This window comes from Ancylobacter crimeensis (assembly GCF_023016805.1).
Taxonomy (GTDB): Bacteria; Pseudomonadota; Alphaproteobacteria; order Rhizobiales; family Xanthobacteraceae; genus Ancylobacter; species Ancylobacter crimeensis.
In genome coordinates, this window is record NZ_JALKCH010000005.1 from 322,187 (window position 1) to 343,422 (window position 21,236).

At 68.2% G+C, this 21,236-nt stretch carries 17 protein-coding genes; 3 read left to right on the plus strand and 14 right to left on the minus strand.

Going from position 1 to position 21,236, the window contains the following annotated elements:
- Nucleotides 1–281: 281 nt before the first annotated feature.
- From MWN34_RS09550 to MWN34_RS09615, 14 genes are all read right to left on the minus strand, one after another.
- Complete coding sequence (locus MWN34_RS09550) at nt 282–1,508, minus strand: FAD-dependent oxidoreductase (protein WP_281502943.1); 1,227 nt, start codon at nt 1,506–1,508, stop codon at nt 282–284.
- Between the two features lie 5 nt (nt 1,509–1,513).
- Nucleotides 1,514–3,280: an ABC transporter ATP-binding protein gene (locus MWN34_RS09555; RefSeq protein WP_247028763.1), complete on the minus strand. Its 1,767-nt coding sequence runs from the start codon at nt 3,278–3,280 to the stop codon at nt 1,514–1,516.
- 58 nt (nt 3,281–3,338) lie between these two features.
- Nucleotides 3,339–4,451, minus strand: coding sequence for a siderophore-interacting protein (locus MWN34_RS09560; RefSeq protein ID WP_247028764.1), 1,113 nt, complete (start codon nt 4,449–4,451; stop codon nt 3,339–3,341).
- Nucleotides 4,452–4,566: 115 nt separating this feature from the next.
- A complete protein-coding gene (locus tag MWN34_RS09565; protein WP_247028765.1) occupies nt 4,567–7,674 on the minus strand; it encodes a multidrug efflux RND transporter permease subunit in 3,108 nt (1,035 codons plus the stop codon).
- A 10-nt stretch (nt 7,675–7,684) separates the two neighbouring features.
- Nucleotides 7,685–8,893 (minus strand): efflux RND transporter periplasmic adaptor subunit, encoded by a 1,209-nt coding sequence (locus MWN34_RS09570; RefSeq protein ID WP_247028766.1) that lies wholly within the window; start codon nt 8,891–8,893, stop codon nt 7,685–7,687.
- Between the two features lie 252 nt (nt 8,894–9,145).
- Nucleotides 9,146–10,870, minus strand: coding sequence for a nitrilase-related carbon-nitrogen hydrolase (locus MWN34_RS09575; protein ID WP_247028768.1), 1,725 nt, complete (start codon nt 10,868–10,870; stop codon nt 9,146–9,148).
- A 229-nt stretch (nt 10,871–11,099) separates the two neighbouring features.
- Entirely contained in the window at nt 11,100–12,089 is a 990-nt protein-coding gene (locus tag MWN34_RS09580; protein ID WP_247028770.1) for an acetamidase/formamidase family protein, read from the minus strand.
- Between the two features lie 20 nt (nt 12,090–12,109).
- Nucleotides 12,110–12,823: an ABC transporter ATP-binding protein gene (locus tag MWN34_RS09585; protein WP_247028772.1), complete on the minus strand. Its 714-nt coding sequence runs from the start codon at nt 12,821–12,823 to the stop codon at nt 12,110–12,112.
- Nucleotides 12,816–13,544, minus strand: coding sequence for an ABC transporter ATP-binding protein (locus MWN34_RS09590; protein WP_247028774.1), 729 nt, complete (start codon nt 13,542–13,544; stop codon nt 12,816–12,818). The genes MWN34_RS09585 and MWN34_RS09590 overlap by 8 nt, the downstream gene beginning before the upstream one ends.
- Nucleotides 13,544–14,608: a branched-chain amino acid ABC transporter permease gene (locus MWN34_RS09595; RefSeq protein WP_247028776.1), complete on the minus strand. Its 1,065-nt coding sequence runs from the start codon at nt 14,606–14,608 to the stop codon at nt 13,544–13,546. The genes MWN34_RS09590 and MWN34_RS09595 overlap by 1 nt, the downstream gene beginning before the upstream one ends.
- 16 nt (nt 14,609–14,624) lie before the next feature.
- Complete coding sequence (locus MWN34_RS09600; protein WP_247028861.1) at nt 14,625–15,497, minus strand: ABC transporter permease subunit; 873 nt, start codon at nt 15,495–15,497, stop codon at nt 14,625–14,627.
- A gap of 287 nt (nt 15,498–15,784) precedes the next feature.
- Nucleotides 15,785–17,035, minus strand: a complete 1,251-nt coding sequence (locus MWN34_RS09605) for an urea ABC transporter substrate-binding protein (RefSeq protein ID WP_247028777.1) — start codon at nt 17,033–17,035, stop codon at nt 15,785–15,787.
- Nucleotides 17,036–17,060: 25 nt separating this feature from the next.
- Nucleotides 17,061–17,720, minus strand: a complete 660-nt coding sequence (locus MWN34_RS09610) for an ANTAR domain-containing response regulator (protein ID WP_247028779.1) — start codon at nt 17,718–17,720, stop codon at nt 17,061–17,063.
- Nucleotides 17,717–18,844 carry a transporter substrate-binding domain-containing protein gene (locus MWN34_RS09615; RefSeq protein WP_247028781.1) on the minus strand — a complete coding sequence of 376 codons (1,128 nt, stop codon included), beginning with the start codon at nt 18,842–18,844 and terminating at the stop codon, nt 17,717–17,719. Before MWN34_RS09615 ends, MWN34_RS09610 begins: the two co-directional genes overlap by 4 nt.
- Before the next feature lie 402 nt (nt 18,845–19,246).
- Here MWN34_RS09615 and MWN34_RS09620 point away from each other — a divergent pair, with 402 nt between their 5' ends.
- The 3 genes from MWN34_RS09620 (at nt 19,247) to MWN34_RS09630 (ending at nt 21,123) form a co-directional block, all read left to right on the plus strand.
- Nucleotides 19,247–19,696, plus strand: a complete 450-nt coding sequence (locus MWN34_RS09620; protein WP_247028782.1) for an RrF2 family transcriptional regulator — start codon at nt 19,247–19,249, stop codon at nt 19,694–19,696.
- A gap of 153 nt (nt 19,697–19,849) precedes the next feature.
- Nucleotides 19,850–20,107, plus strand: coding sequence for a YMGG-like glycine zipper-containing protein (locus MWN34_RS09625; protein ID WP_247028783.1), 258 nt, complete (start codon nt 19,850–19,852; stop codon nt 20,105–20,107).
- Nucleotides 20,108–20,652: 545 nt separating this feature from the next.
- Nucleotides 20,653–21,123, plus strand: a complete 471-nt coding sequence (locus MWN34_RS09630) for an RNA polymerase sigma factor (RefSeq protein ID WP_247028784.1) — start codon at nt 20,653–20,655, stop codon at nt 21,121–21,123.
- Nucleotides 21,124–21,236: the final 113 nt, after the last annotated feature.

Below are 21,236 nucleotides of genomic sequence, written 5' to 3' on the forward strand. Positions count from 1 at the left end.
GCTTTATAAGTCTCTGTATATATAAACATTTAGGAGATAGGGGCGAGGCCCCGCGCACCGGGAATTCAAGCGCGGCATGCCCGCGGCGCAGGCGGCTGGGCACCGTCGCGTGGATGCTGAGACGAACGCAGCCAGAAAAGTCCAAAATCGATCCAGATGGATTCGATCCCGGCCGACATCACCTAACCTGCCGTGAATCTCGAAATAAATCACCTGCCTTTTTTTGCGGCAAATGATCACAAATAAGTAGATTGACGTAAGGTAAAATAAATGCCGCCGCTCTAACGCGAACGGATGTGCTCCGGGCGGAAGCCGAGGCCCACCAGCCGGCCGGCGAGATGGGCGAGGATCGGCCAGCGCGCGATGGAGCGTAGGAATGCCGGCGGCCCGTCGCGCCGTGTGGCGTGCGCATCCGCGCTGCGCCTGCGCCCGCGCATCATCCGCTGCAGCTTCTGCGTCGCCCGCGTCGGGAGCAGCCGGCGCGCTTCCACCGCGGCGAGGTCCGCATCGCTCGGGGCTCCCGCGCGCAGCGGGGCGGCGAGGATGTTGGCGGCGGCGACCGCGTCCTGGATGGCGAGGTTCACCCCGAAGCCCCCGATCGGCGACATCGCATGGGCGGCGTCGCCGATGCACAGCAGTCCCGGCCGCCACCAGCGCTCCAGCCGGTCGATGCGCACGGTGAGCAGATGGACGTCCTCAAAGGAACGTACCTCCTCCATCCGCTCCGCCGGCAGCGGCGAGACGGCGGCAATCGCAGCGCGGAAGGCGTCGATGCCGCGGGCGCGGATGGCGGCAAAGGTGTCCTTGCGGACCACATAGCCGCATTGCCAGGTGCTGCCGCGGTCCACCATCACGAAGCCCTGTCGCGGGCCGCCATGGCCCATGGTGTAGGGCGGGTCGTCGGGCTGGTGCGAGAGCTTCATCCAGAGCACTTCGCTCGGCTCGCCGAAGCTCCGGATCGCAAGCCCGGCCTTCTCACGCACCACCGAGTTGCGCCCGTCCGCGCCCAGGACGAGACGCGCGCGCAGCGCCATGGGGCCGTCCGGCGTGACGGTGTGGAGGCCCGTGATGCGGCCGTCCTCCTCGATCAGGTCCGTCACGCCCGCTTGCATCAGCAGCCGGAAGTTGGGGTAGCGTGCCGCTTCCTGCGCCAGAAAAGCCAGGAAGTCCCATTGCGGCATGAAGGCAATGAAGCGGCATCGGGTCGGCAAGCGCGAGAAATCGGCGATGGTGACGTCCCGCCCGCCGATCTCGGCGTGCAGCCGGGGCGCTTCGGTGTGCGGCAGGGCGAGCAGGCCGTCGAGCAGTCCGAGCTCGTGCATCACCTCCAGCGTCGAGGGATGGATGGTGTCGCCGCGGAAGTCGCGCAGGAAGTCGCCATGCTTCTCCAGCACGGTGACGGCGATCCCGGCTCGCGCGAGCAGCAGCCCCAGCAACAGCCCGGCCGGCCCGGCGCCGACGATGGCGCAGCCGGTCTCCATGCATCGCGGGGCTGAGGGCTCGCTCAACGCCGTCAGCCTCCCTGCGACAGCGCCGCGGCGGCGCCGGCCGGTTCGCCTTGCACCGGGCCGCCGAACTGGGCGGCGTGCAGCCGGGCATAGATGCCGCCGCGCGCCACGAGGTCGGCATGGGCGCCTTCCTCGACGATGCCCTTGGGCGTCACCACCGCGATGCGATCGGCGTCGCGGATGGTGGCCAGGCGGTGGGCGATGATGAGGGTGGTACGCCCGCGCGCCAGCTCGTCCAGCGAGGCCTGGATCTCGCGCTCGGTGTGGGTGTCGAGCGCCGAGGTCGCCTCGTCGAGAATGAGGATCGGCGGATCCTTGAGGAAGATGCGGGAGATGGCGAGCCGCTGCTTCTGCCCGCCCGACAGCTTCACCCCGCGCTCGCCGACAACGGTGTCGAGCCCCTCCGGCAGTTCGGCGATCAGCCCGTCCAGCCTTGCGCGGCGGGCCGCCTCGAAGATCTCGGCCTCGCTGGCGTTCAGTCGTCCGTAGGCGATGTTCTCGCGGATCGTGCCGCCGAACAGGAACACGTCCTGCTGCACGATGCCGATATTGCGCCGCAGCGACGCCAGCGTCATGTCGCGGATGTCGAGGCCATCGATGGAGATGCGGCCGGCGTCGATCTCGTAGAAGCGCGGCAGCAGCGAGAGCAGCGTGGTCTTGCCCGCGCCCGAGGGGCCGACGAAGGCCACCGTCTCGCCCGCCTTGATGGAGAGGTCGATGCCGGAGAGCACCGGCCGCTCCGGCGTGTAGCCGAAGCGTACGCCCTCGAAGCGGATGTCGCCCTTGAGGTGCCCGACGGCACGCGAGCCGGGCCGGTCGGCGATGTCCGGCTCGGTTGCAAGCAGCTCCTGATAGCGGCGGAAGCCGGCAATGCCCTTGGGGTAGGTCTCCATCACCGCCGCGATCTTGTCGAGCGGGCGGTAGAACACCGCCACCAGCAGCAGGAAGCTGACGAAGCCGCCGATGGACAGGGTGCCCTGCACCACGAACCAGGCGCCCGCCAGCATCACCGCGAGCTGCACGAGGCGCATCGCCATGTAGTTCAACGCCTGGCTGGCGGCCATGATCTTGTAGGCGTCGAGCTTGGTGTCGCGGTAGCGGGCATTGTCGCCCGCGAACAGCCGGCGCTCGTGGTCCTCGTTGCCGAAGGCCTGCACGACGCGGATGCCGCCGATATTCTCCTCCAGCCGCACATTGAAGGCGCCGATCCGGCCGAACTGGCTCTGCCAGTTGCGCGTCATGCGCCCGCCATAGCGGGTCACGACCAGCGCGGTCAGCGGCACGATGAGCGCGGTGAGGAAGGCGAGCGGGGGATGCACCCACATCATCAGCAGGAAGGCGCCGATAAAGGTCATCACCGCGATGAACAGGTCCTCCGGCCCGTGATGGGCGATCTCGCCGATCTCCTCCAGATCCTTGGTGACGCGGGCGAGCAGGTGGCCGGTCTTGTAGTTGTCGTAGAAGCGGAAGGAGAGCTTCTGCAGATGCTCGAACGCCCGCTCGCGCATCTCGGTCTCGATGTTGATGCCGAGCACGTGGCCCCAATAGGTCACGATCGCCATCAGCCCGCTGTTCAGCACATAGACCGCGAGCAGGCCCAGCGCCGCGAGGATGACGAGCTGCAGGTCGCCGCGCGGCAGCAGGAGATCGACGAAGGCCTTCATGGCCATCGGAAAGCCGAGTTCCAGCACGCCGGACAGCACGGCGCAGCCGAAATCGATCAGGAACAGCCGGCGGTGGGGCCGGTAATAGGAGAAGAAGGCCTTCAGCATGCGCCGCGCTCCGACGCTGCGTCCGGTCCGAAACCCTGTGTCACGCCCGTCAATCCCGTCATCCGTCACGTTCCGGCCCGGCGTCGCCGCAGACGCCACGCCGCCAATAGGCGGCGACCTCGGCCGCGCGCCCGCTCATGCCCCGCTCCCGGCGCAGGAAGTGGCGAATGGCCCGCGCCGCGCCCTGCTCGCAGCCGACCATCGCGTGCCCACATCCGTGCGCCGGCCATTCCATGGCCCTTAGCGCGCGTTCCAGCAAGTCCGTCGTGCCGGCCGGGGCGCCGTCGCGCGTCAGCCATGCAATGCGCGAGGAGGCGGCTGCGGCAATCTCCTGCCGCTCGGCATCGTCCGCCACCTCGATGAAGACGAAGGCGGGCGTGCCGGCGGGGAGCGTCTCCAGCGTGCGGGCGATGGCCGGGAGCGCGGTCTCGTCGCCGGCGAGCAGATACCAGTCGGCCTCCGGCAGGTCGGTCCCGCCGGGCCCCATCAGCCCCACCGGATCGCCGGGCCGGGCGTTCAGCGCGAAATGCGCGCCGGGCGCGGGTCGAGCCGGGCCGTCCTCCTCATGCAGCACCATGTCGATATCGAGGGTGCCGGCGGCCGGGTCGATCCGGCGCAGCGTGTAGACGCGGCTCGCCAGCGTGTCCGCGCCGGCCGGCCAGAGCGTGCGCCCGTCCGGCGCGGCCTGCGGCCAGACCGGCGCGCGTCCGGCTTGCGGCAGAAGCAGGCGGGCATGGATGCCGGTGCCGCCGGTGAAATGGGCGGCGTCGCCGGCGAGCCGCACCCGGCGCATGCGCGGGGTCAGAGGGTACACATCCGCGACCGTCATCACCCGGAAGAAGGGAATGCCCGCCGCGCCGTCCCCGCTCCAGTGAAGGGAAGGCAGGGCGTCGCCGGCAAGGCTCGCAAGCTGCTCGGCCAGCGCGTTGCGCACCACATAGAGCCGGGTGGAATCGGCGGCTTCGACGAGAAGATCGAGCCGCCCCGCTCCGGCCCGCAGCTCGGCGCGACCGAAGGGGCTCTCGAACGCGGTCGCGGAGGGGGTGCGGGCGAGGGTGCCGTGCTCGGCGAGCCGCGCGCACAGCGCCTCGATCATGGCCTCAGGGTCGGCCAGCGGCAGGCGGGCCTGCGTCCTCAGCGGAGCTTCGTTGCGCGGAAGCGTTTCGGTCATCGGCCGTCTCCCGCCGCGCCAGCATAGCGCCGACGCGGCGGAGGTAGGCCAATCGTCTCCTTGGCGCAATCGCGAGAGCGCTCGATTGGAAGTGGTCGAGGCTGCGATGCGCCGCTCACTCCGCCGGAAGCGGCGCGCTGGCGGTGGTGGCCGGACGGCGGTTGAACCAGGCCTGGACGCGCGCCAGATAGAGATAGACCACCGGCGTCGTGTAGAGCGTGAGCACCTGGCTCAGGGCGAGGCCGCCGACCATGGCGTAGCCGAGCGGCTGGCGCAGCTCCGAGCCCGTGCCGTGGCCGAGCATCAAGGGCACGCCGCCGAGCAGAGCCGCCAGGGTGGTCATCAGGATCGGGCGGAAGCGCAGCCGGCAGGCCTCGGTAATGGCGGTCTCCGCGTCGAGCCCCCGCTCGCGCTCGCCGGCAATGGCGAAATCCACCAGCATGATGCCGTTCTTCTTCACGATGCCGATGAGCAGGATGATGCCGATGATGCCGATCACCGACAGGTCGAACCCGCCGCCCCACAGCGCCAGCAGCGCGCCGATGCCGGCCGAGGGCAAGGTCGAGAGGATGGTGAGGGGGTGGATGTAGCTCTCATAGAGCACGCCGAGGATGATGTAGACCGCGAACAGCGCCGCCGCGATCAGCGCCGGCTCGCTCGCCAGCGCGCTCTGGAACGCCTGTGCGTTGCCCTGGAAGCTGCCGGTGATCGTGTTCGGCATGCCGAGATCGGCCGCCGCCTTGTTGATGATCTCCACCGCCTGGCCCAGCGAGACGCCGGGCCGCAGGTTGAAGGAGAGCGTGATCGCCGGGAACTGGGCCTGGTGCTGCACCGAGAGCGGGCCCACAGCCTTGGCGTCGACGGAGACGAAGGTGGAGAGCGGGATCGCCGCGCCGGTGGTGGGCGACTTCACATAGATCTCGTCGAGCGTGCCGATGCGGCGCTGCAACTCCGGTGTCGCCTCGATGATGACGGAATAGGAATCGAGCTGGGTGAAATATTGCGCGGCCTGCTGCTGGCCGAAGGCGTCGTTCAGCGTGGCGTCGATCACCGCCGGCTGGATGCCGAAGCGGGAGGCGTGGTCGCGGTCGATGGTGATCTTCACCTGAGGAGCGTTGCCCTGCTGGTCGGACGATATGTCGGCGAGATCCGGCTCGGCGCGCAACTTCGCCATGAGCTTCGGCGCCCATTCGTTCAGCTCGTCGAGATCGACGTCGGTGAGGGTGTACTGGTACTGCGCGCGCGAGACGCGGCCGCCGACCGTGATGTCCTGCGCCGGTTGCAGGAACACCGCGGCGCCGGGCACCTGCGCCAGCCGGGGCCGCAACCGCTCGATCACCTGCGTGGCCGAGGCATCGCGCTGGTCGCGCGGCTTCAGCGCGATGAAGAAGCGCCCGTTATTGGTGGTGGACGCGCCGCCGGAGCCGAGCATGGAGCCATAGGCCGCCACCGCCGGATCGGCGCCGATCACCGCGCCGAGCTGCTGCTGCAGCTTCTTCATCGCTTCCGGCGAGATGTCCTGCGCGGCTTCCGACAGGCCGGAGATGATGCCGATATCCTGCGTCGGGAAGAAGCCCTTCGGCACCACCACGAACAGCCAGCCGGTGAGCCCCATGGTGAGGAAGAACACGATCAGCGTGACGAGGCGGTGCCGCATGGCAATCGCAAGGGTTGCCATGTAGCCGGCCAGCAATCCGTCGAAGCCGGCTTCGATGAAGCGGTAGAGACGGCCATGCTCATGGGAGGGCGCCTTCAGGAAGCGCGAGCACAGCATCGGGGTCAGGGTGAGCGACACCACCGCCGATACCGCGATGGCGGCGGTGACGGTGAGGGCGAATTCGCGGAACAGCCGACCGACGATGCCGCCCATCAGCAGAAGTGGAATGAACACCGCGACGAGCGAGATCGAGATCGACAGCACCGTGAAGCCGATCTCGCGCGCGCCCTTCATGGCGGCGGGGAAGGCGGCCTCGCCCTCTTCCATGTGGCGCACGATGTTCTCGACCACCACGATGGCGTCATCGACCACGAAGCCGACGGCGATGGTCAGTGCCATCAGCGAGAGATTGTCGAGGCTGAAGCCGAGCGCATACATCACCGCCGCGCTGCCGGCGAGCGAGAGCGGAACAACCACGGCGGGAATCAACGTCGCGCGCAGGTTGCGCAGAAACAACAGGATGACCAGCACGACCAGGCCGATGGTGAGGCCCAGGGTGAACTGCACGTCTTCCACCGAGGCGCGGATGGTGGTGGTGCGGTCGAGTACGGTATCGACGGTGATGCCGGCCGGCAGCACGGCGTCGAGCTGCGGCAATGCCTTCTTGATGGCGTCGACGGTGGCGATGACATTGGCGCCGGGCTGCTTGAACACCAGCAGCACGACCGCCTTCCGGCCGGTGCTCCAGGCGGCGATATTGACGTTTTCCGGCCCCTCGACCGCATGGCCGACATCGCGCACGCGGATCGGTGCGCCGTTGCGATAGGCCAGGATCACGTCGTCATAAGCTTCCGGCGTGGTGATCTGGTCGTTGGCCGCGATGGTGAAGCTGCGCACCGCGCCGTTGATCGAGCCCTTCGCCGCCTGCGCGGTGGAGTTGGCGAGGGTGGTGCGCACGTCCTCGAAGGTGAGGCCGCTGGCGGCGAGGCGCGCCGGGTCGATCTGGATGCGGATGGAGGGCTTCTGCTCGCCGGCGATCGACACCTGCGAGACGCCGTCGATCTGGGAGAGGCGCTGGGCCAGCACGTTGTCCGCCACGTCGTCCACTGCCGTCATCGGCATGGTGTCGGAGCGGGCGGAGAGGATCATGATCGGGCTGTCGGCCGGATTGACCTTGCGGTAGCTGGGTGGCGAGGTGAGGTCGTCCGGCAACTGGCGCAGCGCGGCGGTGATGGCGGCCTGCACGTCCTGCGCGGCGGCGTCGATGTCGCGGTTGAGGTCGAACTGGATGGTGATGGAGGTCGAGCCCAGCGTGCTCGACGAGGTCATCTGCGTGATGCCGGCGATCTGGCCGAAGCGCCGTTCCAGCGGCGAGGCGACGGAGGCGGCCATCACGTCCGGGCTGGCGCCGGGCAGGCTGGCCGAGACCTGGATGGTGGGGAAGTCGATCTGCGGCAGCGGCGCCACGGGAAGCTGCGGATAGGCGATCACGCCCAGAAGGGCGAGCGCCAGCATCAGCAGGGAGGTGGCGATCGGCCGGTTGATGAAGGGCGCCGAGAGGTTCATGGGCGGATCCTCACGGCGCCGGGGGAGCGGCTTCGCGCTCGGCGAGCTTCTGGGTCGCGCCGGTGTCCGCGCCGGGCCCGGCGACCGCCACCTTGCTGTTGGGCCGCAGCCGGTACTGCCCCTCGGTCACGACGCTCTGGCCGTCGCTGAGCCCGCTCGTCACCACGGCCGAGCCCTTGGACATGGTTCCGGTCTCGATGGGGGTCATGGTGGCGACCTCCTCGGGTCCGACCACCCAGGCGAACAGCCCGTCCGGCCCGCGCTGCACCGCGGCGACAGGAACAGTCAGCGCGTCCTTCAGCGTGCCGACCTCGAGGTCGACATGCACGAAGGCGCCCGGCCAGAGCGTCTCTTTCTCGTTGGGGAACATCGCCTTCAGCCGCAGCGTGCCGGTGGAGGTGTCGATCTGGTTGTCGATCACCGCGAGCTTTCCGGTGCCGAGCACGGTGCCGTCCCCGCCTTTCGCCACCGCCGGAACCGGGCCGGCAGCAAGGGCGGCCTGCACCGCGGGCAGGTTCTTTTCCGGCAGGGTCAGCACCACCGCGATCGGCTTCAGCGTGGCCAGCACCGCGATCGGCGTGGTGTCGCTCGAATGGACGACATTGCCGGCATCGACCTGTCTCATGCCCATGCGGCCGTCCACCGGGGCGGTGATGGTGGTGTAGTCGAGATTGGTCTGCGCGCTCTCGATCTGCGCCTCGTCTGCGGCGATGGTCGCCTTGTACTGGTCGACCGTGGCCTGCTGCTGGTCCACCGTCTGCTTCGAGGCGAAATCGCTCTTGGCGAGGGTGAGCGAGCGGGTGAGGTCCGCCTGCGCGCTGGCGAGCAGGGCCTCGTCCTTCGCCTTGGCGGCCCTGGCCTGCGCCAGTGTCGCCTGCGCGAGGCGCGGGTCGAGCCGGGCCAGCACGTCGCCGGCCTTGACCTGCTGGCCCTCGGTGAAGGTGACGGACTGCAGCGTCCCGTCGATGCGGGAATGGATGTTGACCGTCTGCGAGGCCTGCACGGTGCCGATGCCGCTCAGCGTCACCGCCACGTCGCGGCGTTCCACCTTGGCGACGCTGACCGGGACGACGACGCTCTTGGCCGTGGCGGTCTTTTCGGGGGCCGGTTCCGGCGTCGCCCGGCCCTTGACCACCCAGATCGCCCCCCCGGCAATGGCCAGCAGAGCGATGGCGGCAACGATACCCCTGCCGCGTCCCGGACGGTCGGCACCTTGCATCACGGATCTCCCCATATCGTAGCGCAGCATTCTGCGCCGGGATGAAACCCGGATGGGGTTAAATCTTGTTCAGCAAGAAGACGTTAGGGAAGGTGGTGCCGACCCCGGTGGCGGCCGGCGGCGATCGATGCTTAGCCGGCGCGCGGCAGATCGCCGTTACGTCAGGTGCCGTCCGGCGCCACCCGCATTGCCGCGTTGCACAGCACGAAGCGGCGAAGCTCCTGCGCGCGATCTCGCAAACGTGATGCCGGCTCAGGCGGTCGCACCCTCGATCAGCGGGAGGTAATGCTGCGGCTGGCGCATGACCATGAGGTCCTTGCGCCGCACGACATTGGTCGGATAGGGCGTGTCGAGATTCGTGGTGTCGATCTCCGCGACCGCTACGCCCTCGCCGGAAGCGATGATCGCCTCGCGGCGCGGGAAGGCGAAGGTGTCCGGCCCGAACACGCCGCTCGTGCCGCCATAACCGGCGGCCTCGTCCAGCACATTGGCGAAGGCGAGGAAGCAGTTGTTCTCGCCGGCCCGTGCCCGCATCAGGTGCCAGTGGTGCGGATCCGCCCCGGTCGGGATCGGGTAGTTCTGCGCCACTTTCGTGCCGGCATGGCCGAAGCTGAGCCGGCCGCGCAGCGCGGCCGGGCAGAGCAGGAGGTCGCAGCCGCGCAGGGCGAGAACCCGCCCGGATTCCGGGAAGGCGGCGTCATGGCCGACCATCAATCCGATCCGCCCGAGCGGGGTGTCGAGCACGGTCCAGTCGCCGCCGGGCGTCGCCCAATTGTGGTCGGCGGCATCGAGATGGAGCTTGCGGGCCGTCCCCAGATGCCCGCCGGGGCCGACCAGCGCGGCGGCATTGTAGAGCCCGTCCTCCGCCGCCTCGGCAAAACCGGCGGCAAGGAAGATGCCGTGCCGCGCGGCGATGGCAGCGAGCGAGGCCGCGACCTCGGCGCCGGGCAGCGGGGCGGGAGCGTCGAGCCCGGTCACCGCGCGCTCGGGGAAGACGACGAGGTCGGCGCCCGCTGCCTTCGCCTCGCCGGTCAGCTCCGCGATGCGGGCGAGGTTGCTGCTCGCGTCCGGGCCGGGGGCGAACTGCGCGACCGCGACCTTCGAGCGCCGGCCGGGGGGCAGCGGACGGTGGCCGTAGAGGCCGAAAAAGTCGAGCGGGTTCCACGAGAAGGTGCTGGTCGGCAGCTCCATGTAGAGTTCTGGCCGGCGCTGGGCGAACACCTCCTCGCCCAGCACCCGGTGGGCCCGGGTCTTGTCGAGGTCGATTTCGGCGCGGGCGATGCCATCGCCGCTATCGACCACCGCCTCGATGCTGCCGTCCGGCCCGATGACGCAGGAGCCGCCGGAGAACTGCACCGTGCGCTCCAGCCCCCAACGATTGGCCTCGATGACGTAGCAGGAATTCTCGAAGGCGCGGGTGATCCAGTAGGGCGCCGGGGTGCGCTCGGCCAGCCAGTTCGAGATGTGGCAGATGATGTCTGCCCCCTGCAGCGCGCAGAGCCGGGCGGTCTCGATGAAATGGATGTCCATGCAGATCAGCAGGGCGACGCGGCCGACCGGGGTGTCGAACACACGGTGCGCATCGCCATTCGCCGCCCATTTCGGCTCGGAAATATAGGGGTGGCTCTTGCGGTGGGTGCCGATGACGCCGCCGGGGCCGATGAGCACGGCGGCATTGTAGTAGAGCCCGGTCTGGGCATCGACCTCCGGCATGCCGATGACGATGTGGCAGCCCTTTTCCTTCGCCAGCGCGGCGAAGCGATCCGTGGTCGGGCCTGGTACGGTCTCGACATAAGGCGCGACCTCGGCGCGGTCGAACCAGCAATAGCCGGTCGTGCCCATTTCCGGGGTGACGATGAGTTCCGCGCCGTCGTCCGCGGCCTCAGCCACCAGTGCGAGGAGCCGGGAGACATTGCGCTCCTTCTCCGCGAGGGTCGGCTCGAACTGGACGGCGGCGACGGTCTTCAGCGTGGCCATGAACGTGCTCCGGGCAGGAAAAGGGCGGCCGGCGCCGGGCGCCGGGAGTGGTGTTCGTGCGTCTGTCTTCCCTCTCCCTGCCGGGGAGAGGTGGCCTGCGAGGGGGCGAAGCTGCTGCGCACCGAGACCCCTCGCCCCAGCCCACTCAACGTCGGGGAGAGGGCAGGGTGAGGGGGCGTGCGGCAGGGGGAGGGACAGGCGCTTGCGGAGCCTTCCACCCCGCGCGACGTCAGCCGAGATACGACTTCAGGATCGACGCCCCGAGCGTGTATTTCGGGTCCACCATGTTGCCCACTCGCACGCGGCCGCACTGGGTCAGCAGCATGTAGGCCTCCACCTCGTCGAAGCCGTAGTCGGCCGCCATCCAGCGGATGAGGTCGCGATAGGCCATGCGGGCGGCGTCCTCCATCGGGCGGGTGGAGCCGATGGACATGATGAAGTCCGCCGTCTCCAGCCGCGGGGTGGAGATCGTCCAGCCCTTGATCAGGTCGATCTGGATGGTGGTGACGGTCGGGTGCTCCAGCGCCACGCCGCACAGCTCGCCGTCGCCCTGGGTGGCGTGGCAGTCGCCGAGATAGACGAGGCCGCCCTTGGTGTTGACCGGAAGGTAGATCACCGCGCCGACGCCGACATCCGGCAGGTCCATGTTGCCGCCGTAATAGTCCGGTTGCAGCGAGGTGATGGCCTCGATCTCCGGCGAGGTGCCGATGGTACCGATGAAGGGCACGTAGGGCAGGGTGATCTTGTCGTTCCATTTCGTGCCGGTCTCGGCGTCGACATGGAGCTTCTTCACCTTGATCGGCAACGCCGGATTCAGCATCGCCGTGTCCTTGGTGGGCACGAGGCCGCCGAAATCCGGCATGATGAGCGTGGTGCCCACCGGCTGCTCGCCGCGCGGCACGATGCTCTTGATGTAGATCGCGATGGTGTCGCCCTTTTCCGCGCCATTGACGAAGATCGGGCCGTTCTGCGGGTTGAGATAGGGGAAGTTCAGGATCTCGAGCGGGTTGTCCGTCTCGTGCTTGATCTTGCCCTCGAAGGCGTCGTGCGTCTCCGCCGAGACCACCGCGCCGGGATCCACGCTCAGCACCGGCTTCACATAGGGGCCGTAGACGTAGTGGTAGGTGCCCTGCACCTCTTCGGTGATGCTGAAGGATGGGCCCGGCTGGCCCTTGGCGAGGCCCTTCTTTGCCATGATGGATTGTTCGAGCCAGGACATGTGATTGCTCCCTGTGGACTTCAGACGGCGAGATGGCGGCGCATGGCCTCGCCATCGGCGAGGGCGTCGCGTTCGAGCTCGGCGACGATCCGGCCCTTGTCGAGCACGTAGCAGCGCTGCGCCATGGCGCGGATCATGTCGATGTTCTGCTCGACGAGGACGATGGTGGTGCCGGTCGCGCGGTTCAGCTCGACCATGATGCGGGCGATGTCCTGCACGATGTTGGGCTGGATGCCCTCGGACGGCTCGTCGAGAAGGATCAGCGAGGGGTTCGCCACCAGCACCCGGCCGATGGCGAGCTGCTGCTGCTGGCCGCCGGACATGGTGCCGGCGCGCTGGTTCCAGCGCTCGCGCAGGATGGGGAAATAGGAGAGCACGCGCTCGCGGTCGGCCTCGCTCACCCCGCCGGCGCGCATGCCGCCGACCGCGATGTTCTCGCCCACCGTCAGGCGCGGGAACACGTCGCGACCCTGCGGCACATAGCCGAGGCCGAGCCGGGCGCGCCGGTGCGCGGCCAGCCGCTCCACCGCCTTGCCCTGATAGACGATGGAGCCCTGCGTGGCTGGGATCAGGCCGATCAGGCTCTTCATCAGCGTCGACTTGCCGACGCCGTTGCGCCCGATCACGGCGACGATCTCGCTCTCCCGCACCTCGATGTCGAGGCCCTGCAGCACCGGCTTGCCGCCATAGCCGGCGCGCAGGCCGAGCGTGGAGAGCAGCACTTCCTTACGCATGAGCCGTCTCCGCGACCTGACCGAGATAGATGGCGGCGACCCGCTCGTCGGCGACGATCTCGTCCACCGTGCCTTGCGCGAACACCTGGCCGAGATGCAGCACCGTCACCTTCTGCGCGACCTGCCGGACGAAGGCCATGTCGTGCTCCACCGCCAGCACGGTCATGCCGTCCGCATTCAGCCGCTGCACCATTTCCCCGGTGGCGTGGGTCTCCTCCGGCGACATGCCGGCGGTGGGCTCGTCGAGCAGCAGCAGCTTGGGCTTGAGGCTCACCGCCATGCCGATCTCCAGCCACTGCTTCTGGCCGTGGCTGAGATTGCCGGCGAGGCGGTCGGCATCGGGAGCGAGCTTGAGGAAGTCGAGCAGCCGGCCGATCTCGGCGACAAGATGCGCCGGCTCATAATGGTGCTGCATCGCGATTTCGAGGTTCTGCCGCACGCTCAGCGCCTTGAAGATGCCGGGCACCTGGAACTTCACGCTCATGCCGCGGCGGATGCGCTGGAACGGCTTGAAGGCGGTGATGTCCTCGCCGTCGAACAGGATCTGGCCCGAACTCGGAAGATGCTCGCCGAGGACGAGGCGGAACAGGGTGGACTTGCCGGCGCCGTTCGGCCCGATGAGGCAGTGCACCTCGCCCGGCTCCAGCGCCAGGTCGACATTGTTGGTGACGTGCAGGCCGCCGAAGCGCTTGTTGAGGGCGCGCGTCTCGAGGATCGCCATCACACGTCTCCCGTTTTGCGTGAGCGGAACGGGCGGGCGATCAGCCGCGCGAAGGCGAAGGCGAGGCCCTGCGGTGCCAGCAGCACGGTCAGCACCAGCAGCACCCCCATCACCACCAGCGCATACTGGCTGCCATGGATGGTGAGCGCCTGGAACACCGAGAGCACAACCAGCGTGCCGACCAGCGTGGTGGTGAGGTCGGAGCGCCCGCCCACCGCGACCCACACGATCGGCAGGGCCGCCGCCGTCATGCCCATGGAGGAGGGCGTGATGTACTGGCCCCAGCTCGTGTAGAGCACGCCCGACAGCCCGGCCAGCATGGCGCCGATGACGAAGGCGCCGAGCTGGTATTTGCGGATGTCGTAGCCCAGCATCTCGGCACGCTCCGGGTTTTCGCGGATGGCGACGAGCACATTGCCGAAGGGCGAATTCACCAGGATGCGCAGGCCGAGATAGACCACCACCATCAGCGCCAGCACGACGTAATAGAGCTCGACATCGGGGAACAGCACGAGGTCGCCGCCCGGCCATGGCAGGGTCAGCGGGGGCATTGCGCTCATGCCGTTGAAACCGTTGAGCCGGGCCTTGCCGATGTGCCATTCCGGGCCGGCGGTCTGCGCCATGAAGCGCTCCAGCACCAGCGTCACCGACAGCGTCACGATGCCGAGGAACACCCCCGAGATGCGGCCGAAATAGAGGAAATAGCCCAACAGCACCGCGAAGAGCGCGGCGAACAGCACCGCCAGCACCAGCGCCACCAGCGTGAAACCGTAGGCCGCGCCGAAATTGATCGTCAGCACGCCGTAGGAATAGCCGGCGATGCCGAAGAAGGCGGTCTGGCCGAAGGACAGCGCGCCGCCATAGCCCCAGATGAGGCTGAGGCCGAGCGCCATGAACACCCAGGTGAAGAAATACACCGTGTTGCCGACCGTGTAACCGTCGGAGAACAGCGGATAGGCGCAGGCCCCGGCCAGCACGACGAGAAAGCCGAGCCAGAACAGCGGCCCCCGGCCCAGCGTCTGCGGGCCTTCGAGACGGGAGAAGAAGCGGAAAGTCGCGTTCATGTGCGTTGCTCCCGGCTCAGGCGCGTTCGCGCAGGAGGAAGCCGGAGAGGCCGCGCGGCAGCACCCGGATGACGATGATGACGGCGAGCAGCAGGCCGATCTGGCCGAAGAGCTGGCCATAGAGCGAAGTCATGGTCGCCTTTACCACGGCGAGCACCGCGGCCGCCGGCGCGGTGCCGAGGAAGACGTCGGCCCCTCCGACCACCACGGTCACGAAGGCCTCCATGATGAAGGTGGTGCCCATGGTCGGCACCAGCGTCATGGTGGGGGCGTAGAGCCCGCCGGCAAGCCCGGCGAGGCCCGCGCCGAGCGCGAAGGTGAGGGTGTAGACGCGGCGGGTGTCGACGCCGAGCGCGGCCGCCATGTGCGGCACCTGGATGGTGGCGCGGGCCATCACGCCGAAGCGGGTCCAGTTGAACAGCGCATAGAGCGCGGCCAGCACCACCAGCGCCGCGACGAACAGCACCACCCGGTAGAGCGAATAGGAATAGCCGCCGACCTGGAAGCTGCCGAAGGGCGTGCCGACCCCGGCCATGGTCGAGCCCAGCAGGATCAGCGTGCCCTGGGTCGCGATGAGGCTGAGGCCCCAGGTGGCGACGATGGTGTCCAGCGGGCGCTCATAGAGGTGGCGTATCACCACGATCTCGACCAGCGCACCCACCAGGGCCGCGACCAGCGCGCCGAGCAGTATGGCGAGCGGCAGCGGCAGGCCGGCATGGGCGGCCGAGACGGTGACATAGGCGCCGCACATGATGAACTCGCCATGGGCGAGGTTGATGACGCCCATCATGCCGAAGATGACGGCGAGGCCGCAGGCGGACAGCACCAGGAAGGCGAAGGCGTCGCCGAACTGGTAGAGGGCGGAGAAGGCGAGCGTTCCGACATCCATCGGCGAGGGGGCCTTGCGGTTCGGGGAGGGACGGGTCCGGCGGTAGCGGGGCGGAAGGGGTGCCCCGGCCAGTGAGGGGGTCGGGCCGGGGCAGGCGCGGAACGGGCGAGGGGCCCGGCCGCGCATGGAGCGCTCCGCGCGCGGAGCACCCCGGAAAGCGGGCGGAGGATTCCGCTGGGGGGCATCGGGCGAGGCGCCGGGGACATGCCGGCCGGATTCCACAGGGGAGCTTCATCCGGCCGGCATGGTGCCCCGTGGGGCACCCGTCGATCAGGCCGCCTGCGGCATCAGGGCTTCGGGGGCGGGTTGGACGGCGTGTACTGGGCGTTCGGGTTGGACTTGGTCAGGTCGCAGCCCGCCTCGCCGAGCCAGTACGGCTTGATGTCCTGCCAGACCTTCGGGAAGTCGATCGAGTGGTCGGCATTCACATGCGCCAGATAGATGGTGTGCGACATGTGCTGGCTCTTGGGGTCGATGCAGACCTTGCCCTCCGGGGCGTCCATGCAGACGTCGCCCTGCGCGATCACCTTGCGGATGTCCTCGCGCTTGGTCGACTTCGCGCGCTCCACCATCTGCTTGTAGAGATAGACCGCGAGATAGGAGTTCTCGGCCTCCTGGTTCACATAGGGCTCGTTCGGGAACTTGGCCTTGAACTTGTCGTAGAACGCCTTGGACTGCGGGCTGTCGACCTCCTCGATGTAGTTGGTCGTCACATACATGTCCTTGAGCGATGGCGGCTTGAAGCGCTTGTGCTCGTAGCCCTGGCCGACATTGACCGAGGAAGCCATCGGCAGGCCGACATTGGCGGCCGCGGCCTGCTCGTAATAGGAGGCCTGCGCGGTGCCGACGAGGAGCGTCACTACGAAGTCGGGCTTGGCCTTCTGGATGTTCTGGATGTTCTGCGAGAACTGGGAGACGCCGAGCGGGATGAAGTCCTCGCCGACCATCTCGCCGCCGTGCTCCTTGACGATGTTGCGCACCCATTCGGCCGAGATCTGGCCGAAATTGTAGTCGGCGGCGAGCGTGTAGACCTTCTTGCCGTACTTCTCCATCATCCACGGGATGAGGGTCGAGAACTGCTGCTCGGGCACCGCGCCGGTGACGATCATGTGCGCGTCGCAGACGCCGCCTTCATACTGGTTGTTGTAGAAGGCGAAGCCGTCGAGCTGGTCGACGATCGGGCGATAGGCTTCGCGCGAGGCCGAGGAGAAGCCGGCGAAGACCGCGTCCACCTTGTCGCGCTGCAGCACGCGGCGCATGAACTCCTGGTAGCGGGTGTTGTCGGACTGGGTGTCGTAGATCACCAGCTCCAGCGGCCGGCCGTCGATGCCGCCGGCCTTGTTGATCTCCTCGGCGGCGAGCTGGATGGCGTGCACCTTGCCGATGGTCGCCGCGGCGAAGTCGCCGGACTGGTCCTCCAGCACGCCGAGCTTGATGGGGTCGGCGGCAAGCGCGCCGGTGATGGACTGGGCGACGCCGAGCAAAAGCGTCCCCGTGAGGGCTGCGGCTCGCAGCCCCCGCATGGTCTTCGCGGTCATGGAGGCTTCTCCTGGTGGAAGGTGCTTATCGTCCGGCGCGTTTCCCCGCGCCGTGTACCGGTTCGTTGGCGACGGGAGCCGTGGCTCCCGTGCGGGCGAGATAGGCCTCGCAATAGTCCTCGAGGCTCTGGCGGGCGCGCATGGCTTCGCGGCGCAGGCTGTCATAGGCCGCGTCGTCATCGAGCGCGGACTGCTTCATCCGCGCGATGATCGCCTTCACCACCGCCCGGCGCCCGCGCCGGCGGCGGTCCATGTCGTCGAGGCGATCCTCAAGGTCGCCGCGCAACAGGAACTGGTTGATACCGAGGAACAGCGCCGTGTAGACCGCCGCGCCCTGCACCGGCTTGCGCAAGAAGGAGGTGGCACCGAGCTGGATGAGCTGCTTCAGCCGGCTCGGCGCCTCGACGCCCACCAGCCCGATCACCGGAACCGGCGGCAGCCGGAAGGTCGCTTCGTTCTCCAGCGCCACCGGATTGTCGAGGTCGCCGTCGATGAACAGGATGTCGCGCTCGGACTGGAGACCGGCCATCTCGATCTGAGCGCGTCCTCCCACGAGGGCGGGATAGCTCGCCGTCACCCCGAGCTTGCCGAGCGTCGCCTCCAGGGCTTCCACCGCCGGAAGGTTCGCGGTGACGATGAAGGCCCGTCCGCCATTGAAGTTCTGAAGCAGTCGCGGTGCCGTCATCTTACCACTCGCAGCGAAGGGTTGCGGGGTGCCACCGCGAAGCGCGGGGCCGACTGGACGAGATAGGGGTCGGGCCGCACCGGCCCGTCCGCCTCGACCATTATGTCGAAGCGGGCATTGGTGTTCGAGATGCCGATGCGCGGGGTGAGGAAGGCGTGCAGGGTCTGCGGGTCGATGCGCACCTCGCCCTGCGGGGCGGTGAGGTGCTGGCCGGTGACCGCCGCCTTCACCGCCTCCAGGTCGTCGGTGCCGGCGGCGGCGAGCGCGCCGATCAGCAGCTTCATGGCGATGTAGGAGGCCTCCGCATCCGCCGACATGGACGGGCCTGCGGGGTAGGCGGCGCGATAGGCGCTGGTGAAGGCGTGGTTGGCCGGGGTGTCGAGCGAGGAGAAATAGACCGAGGAGGACAGGTGCCCGTCCCACGCCCCGTGCCCGATCTCCTCCAGCTCCGGCTCGGACAGCGTGCAGCTCGCCACCGGGATGGTGCGCGGCTGGTCGATGCCGTGCTTCAGGCAGGCGGCGCGGAAGGCGCGGAAGAAGGCATAGGCGCTGGTGCCGATGAGGTTGTTGAACACGAAGCGCGGCCGCGCCTCGAGGATCGCCTCGATCACCTTGTCGACTTCCGTGTCGCCGACCGGCACGTAGCGCTCCGCCAGCACCTGCCCGCCGCGCGCGGTCATCGCCTCGCGGAAGATCCGGGTGTTCTCCCACGCCCAGATGTAGTTCGAGCCGATGCAGAAGGCGCTGCGTCCCGTGGTGGCAAGCATGTAGTCGACGAGCGGCAGCACGTGCTGGTTGGGCGAGGCTCCGGTGTAGATGACGTTGTTGGAACTCTCGAACCCCTCATAGTGGGAAGGGTACCAGAGCAGCGCGTCATGCTTCTCGAAGCAGGGGATCACCTCCTTGCGGCTGGAGGAGGTGTAGCACCCCACCACATGCCGGATGCCGGAGGTGATGAGCTCGTGGCTGAGCATCCGATAGCGGGCCAGGTCGCCCTCGGGGTTCACCACCACCGGCTCGATGCCGGGGCCGGTGCCGGCCGCCGCGTGCTCGGCAATGGCGAGCAGGGCGCCGTTCAGCATGGAGCGCGCAACGAGGCTGTAGGGGCCGCTCGTGGAGAGCATGACCCCGACCCGAAAATGCTGTGCGCCACGCCCGTTCATGCGTCCCGACCAACTCCCGCCCCCCGGATCGATGCGCCGGGAAGGCCTGAAACACAAAACGCCCGCCGGCCGTGTGGCCGCGGGCGTCTTTGCCACCAACCTGCAGCACGGAATCCGTGCCGTCGTTGGAAATGTTCACCGAATTTGGCGCGATTATGAGCATCCTTGCCCCGCGCTTGATTTTTAGGCTGACCCCTGGCCGTGGATTTGTCAAGTGTCTTGCGTGTCGCTCCGGTAGGTCGGATCGAGAATCCTGTGCGCGGCGGGATCATGGCTCTATCCGTAGATGCCCCCGTTTCATGCTGGCGGATGCTTATTTTCTACCTACATAGTAGAATACAGGACAAACAGGATTCGCATTCCATGCTGACCGCCAAAGGCAAATACGGCCTCAAGGCGATGATCCACCTCGCCGCGCTTGAGGCCGGGCAGATCGCCATGGGCGCCGAGATCGCCGCGGCCAACAACATCCCGAAGAAGTTCCTCGACGCCATCCTGCTCGAACTGCGCAATGCCGGCATGGTGCGCACCAAGAAGGGGCCCGGCGGGGGCTATGCGCTCTCGCAATCGCCGAAGAACATCCGCGTCGGCCACATCATCCGCGCGCTGGACGGTCCGCTGGCGCCCATCCAGTGCGCCAGCAAGAGCGCCTTCGTGCCCTGCGAGGATTGCCGCGACCTGCCGAGCTGCGAGGTCCGCATCACCATGGCCAAGGTGCGCGACGCCATCTCCGACATCCTCGACCGCATGACGCTGGAGGAGATGGTCGCCTTCGGCAAGACCGCCCATCCCGACCTGATGTATCATATCTGACGCACCACCCCTCCCTTTTTACCATGGACACGGTCTTCCATGGCGCTATGCCGGTGCGGCAGTCTATGAGACGGTCATCATGCCGTGCCGGCCCGGCCTTTCAGGCCATCCGCCGGCGCGATCAAGAACCAGGGCAGATCAAGGAAGGCGCAGATGAAGAAGATCGTAACCATCGCCATTCTCGGCCTGATGGTCGCCGGCTGTACCACGACTGAGCGCCGCGCCGGCACCGGCGCGCTGATCGGCGGCGGCACGGGCGCGGTGATCGGCGGCATCGCCGGCGGCGGCACGGGCGCGGCCTGGGGCGCGGGCATCGGCGCGGCGTCCGGCGCTTTGATTGGCGCGGCCACCACCCCGAAGGATTGCTGGGCCCGCGACCGCTACGGTAACTCGGTCCGCGTGCGCTGCTGAGTCGCGAGGACGGCGGCACCAGCCGCCGTCCCTTCTCGCACCGGTTCAACGCATGACCATGGCCGGGCCGACCCGCGATATCCCGCGGGTGTCGATGCTTTGCCATCAACCCGCGGCTGGCTTGTCCTCGCGCCGTCCCGATCCCGGCTCATGGCTCGGGTTGCGCACGACAGTCTCCGCCTGCGACCGGCGTCCGCGACGCGCGAACCGTGCGATTGGCGCGCCGTCCGGCGTCCGCCGTCGCGTCCCGCCGCGCCGGCCCGCTTCACATGCCCACGACCCCGACCTTGCGGCCGGAAGGGGAGCCGTCCCGGCGGGTCGGCTTCACGGATGACGCTGCGCAAGGCAGCGGCCCGCCCGGATCGCGACCGCGCGGCCGGATCGGATGTGCTCCACAGGGGTGCGGTTGACGGCATTACATTAGAGTATCTCTAAATCATTGATATTGTGCGGCTTTTTCTGTCCGTCTAAAACGACGCGAGGCTGGTGGCGGCGGCGCGTTCGAGGGGAGGCAGATGGCGGGAGAGCTGAAGGCGGCATTCAGCATGCACGCCCCCGAGCTCGGCCGCTTCCTGCGGCGACGGCTGGGCGACCCGCATGCGGCGTCCGACCTCGTGCAGGACACCTTCCTGCGCGTGGTCGAGCGACCGGAGACGCGGGTGCAGGATCTGCGCGCCTATCTGTTTGCCATTGCCCGCAACCTGCTGCTCAACCACGTGAAGCAGGAAGCCCGCCGACGCACCGATGCGGTGCCGCATGAGTGGATGGCGGAGGTTGCCGCCGACGTTCCCACGCCGGAGGACGAGGTGCATTCCCGCCTCGAACTGGAGCGCCTGCACCGCCTCATCGCCGCCTTGCCGCCCCGCACCCAGCAGATCTTCGCGCTCAACCGCATCGACGGGCTTTCCCACGCCGATGTTGCCCGTCGGCTCGGCCTTTCGGAGAGCGCGGTGCAGAAGCATCTGGCGCAGGCCGTCCTGCATGTGACCCGCGCCCTGCGCGGGCAGGGCGCCTGAACGGGCGGCATCCGTCACCGCGACCGCCTCACATGCCTGCGCCTCATCTCCCGGCCGTTCTCCCTACCGTCCTTCCCGCCGTTCTTCCCCCCTCGCCATCCGCCCGCGACATC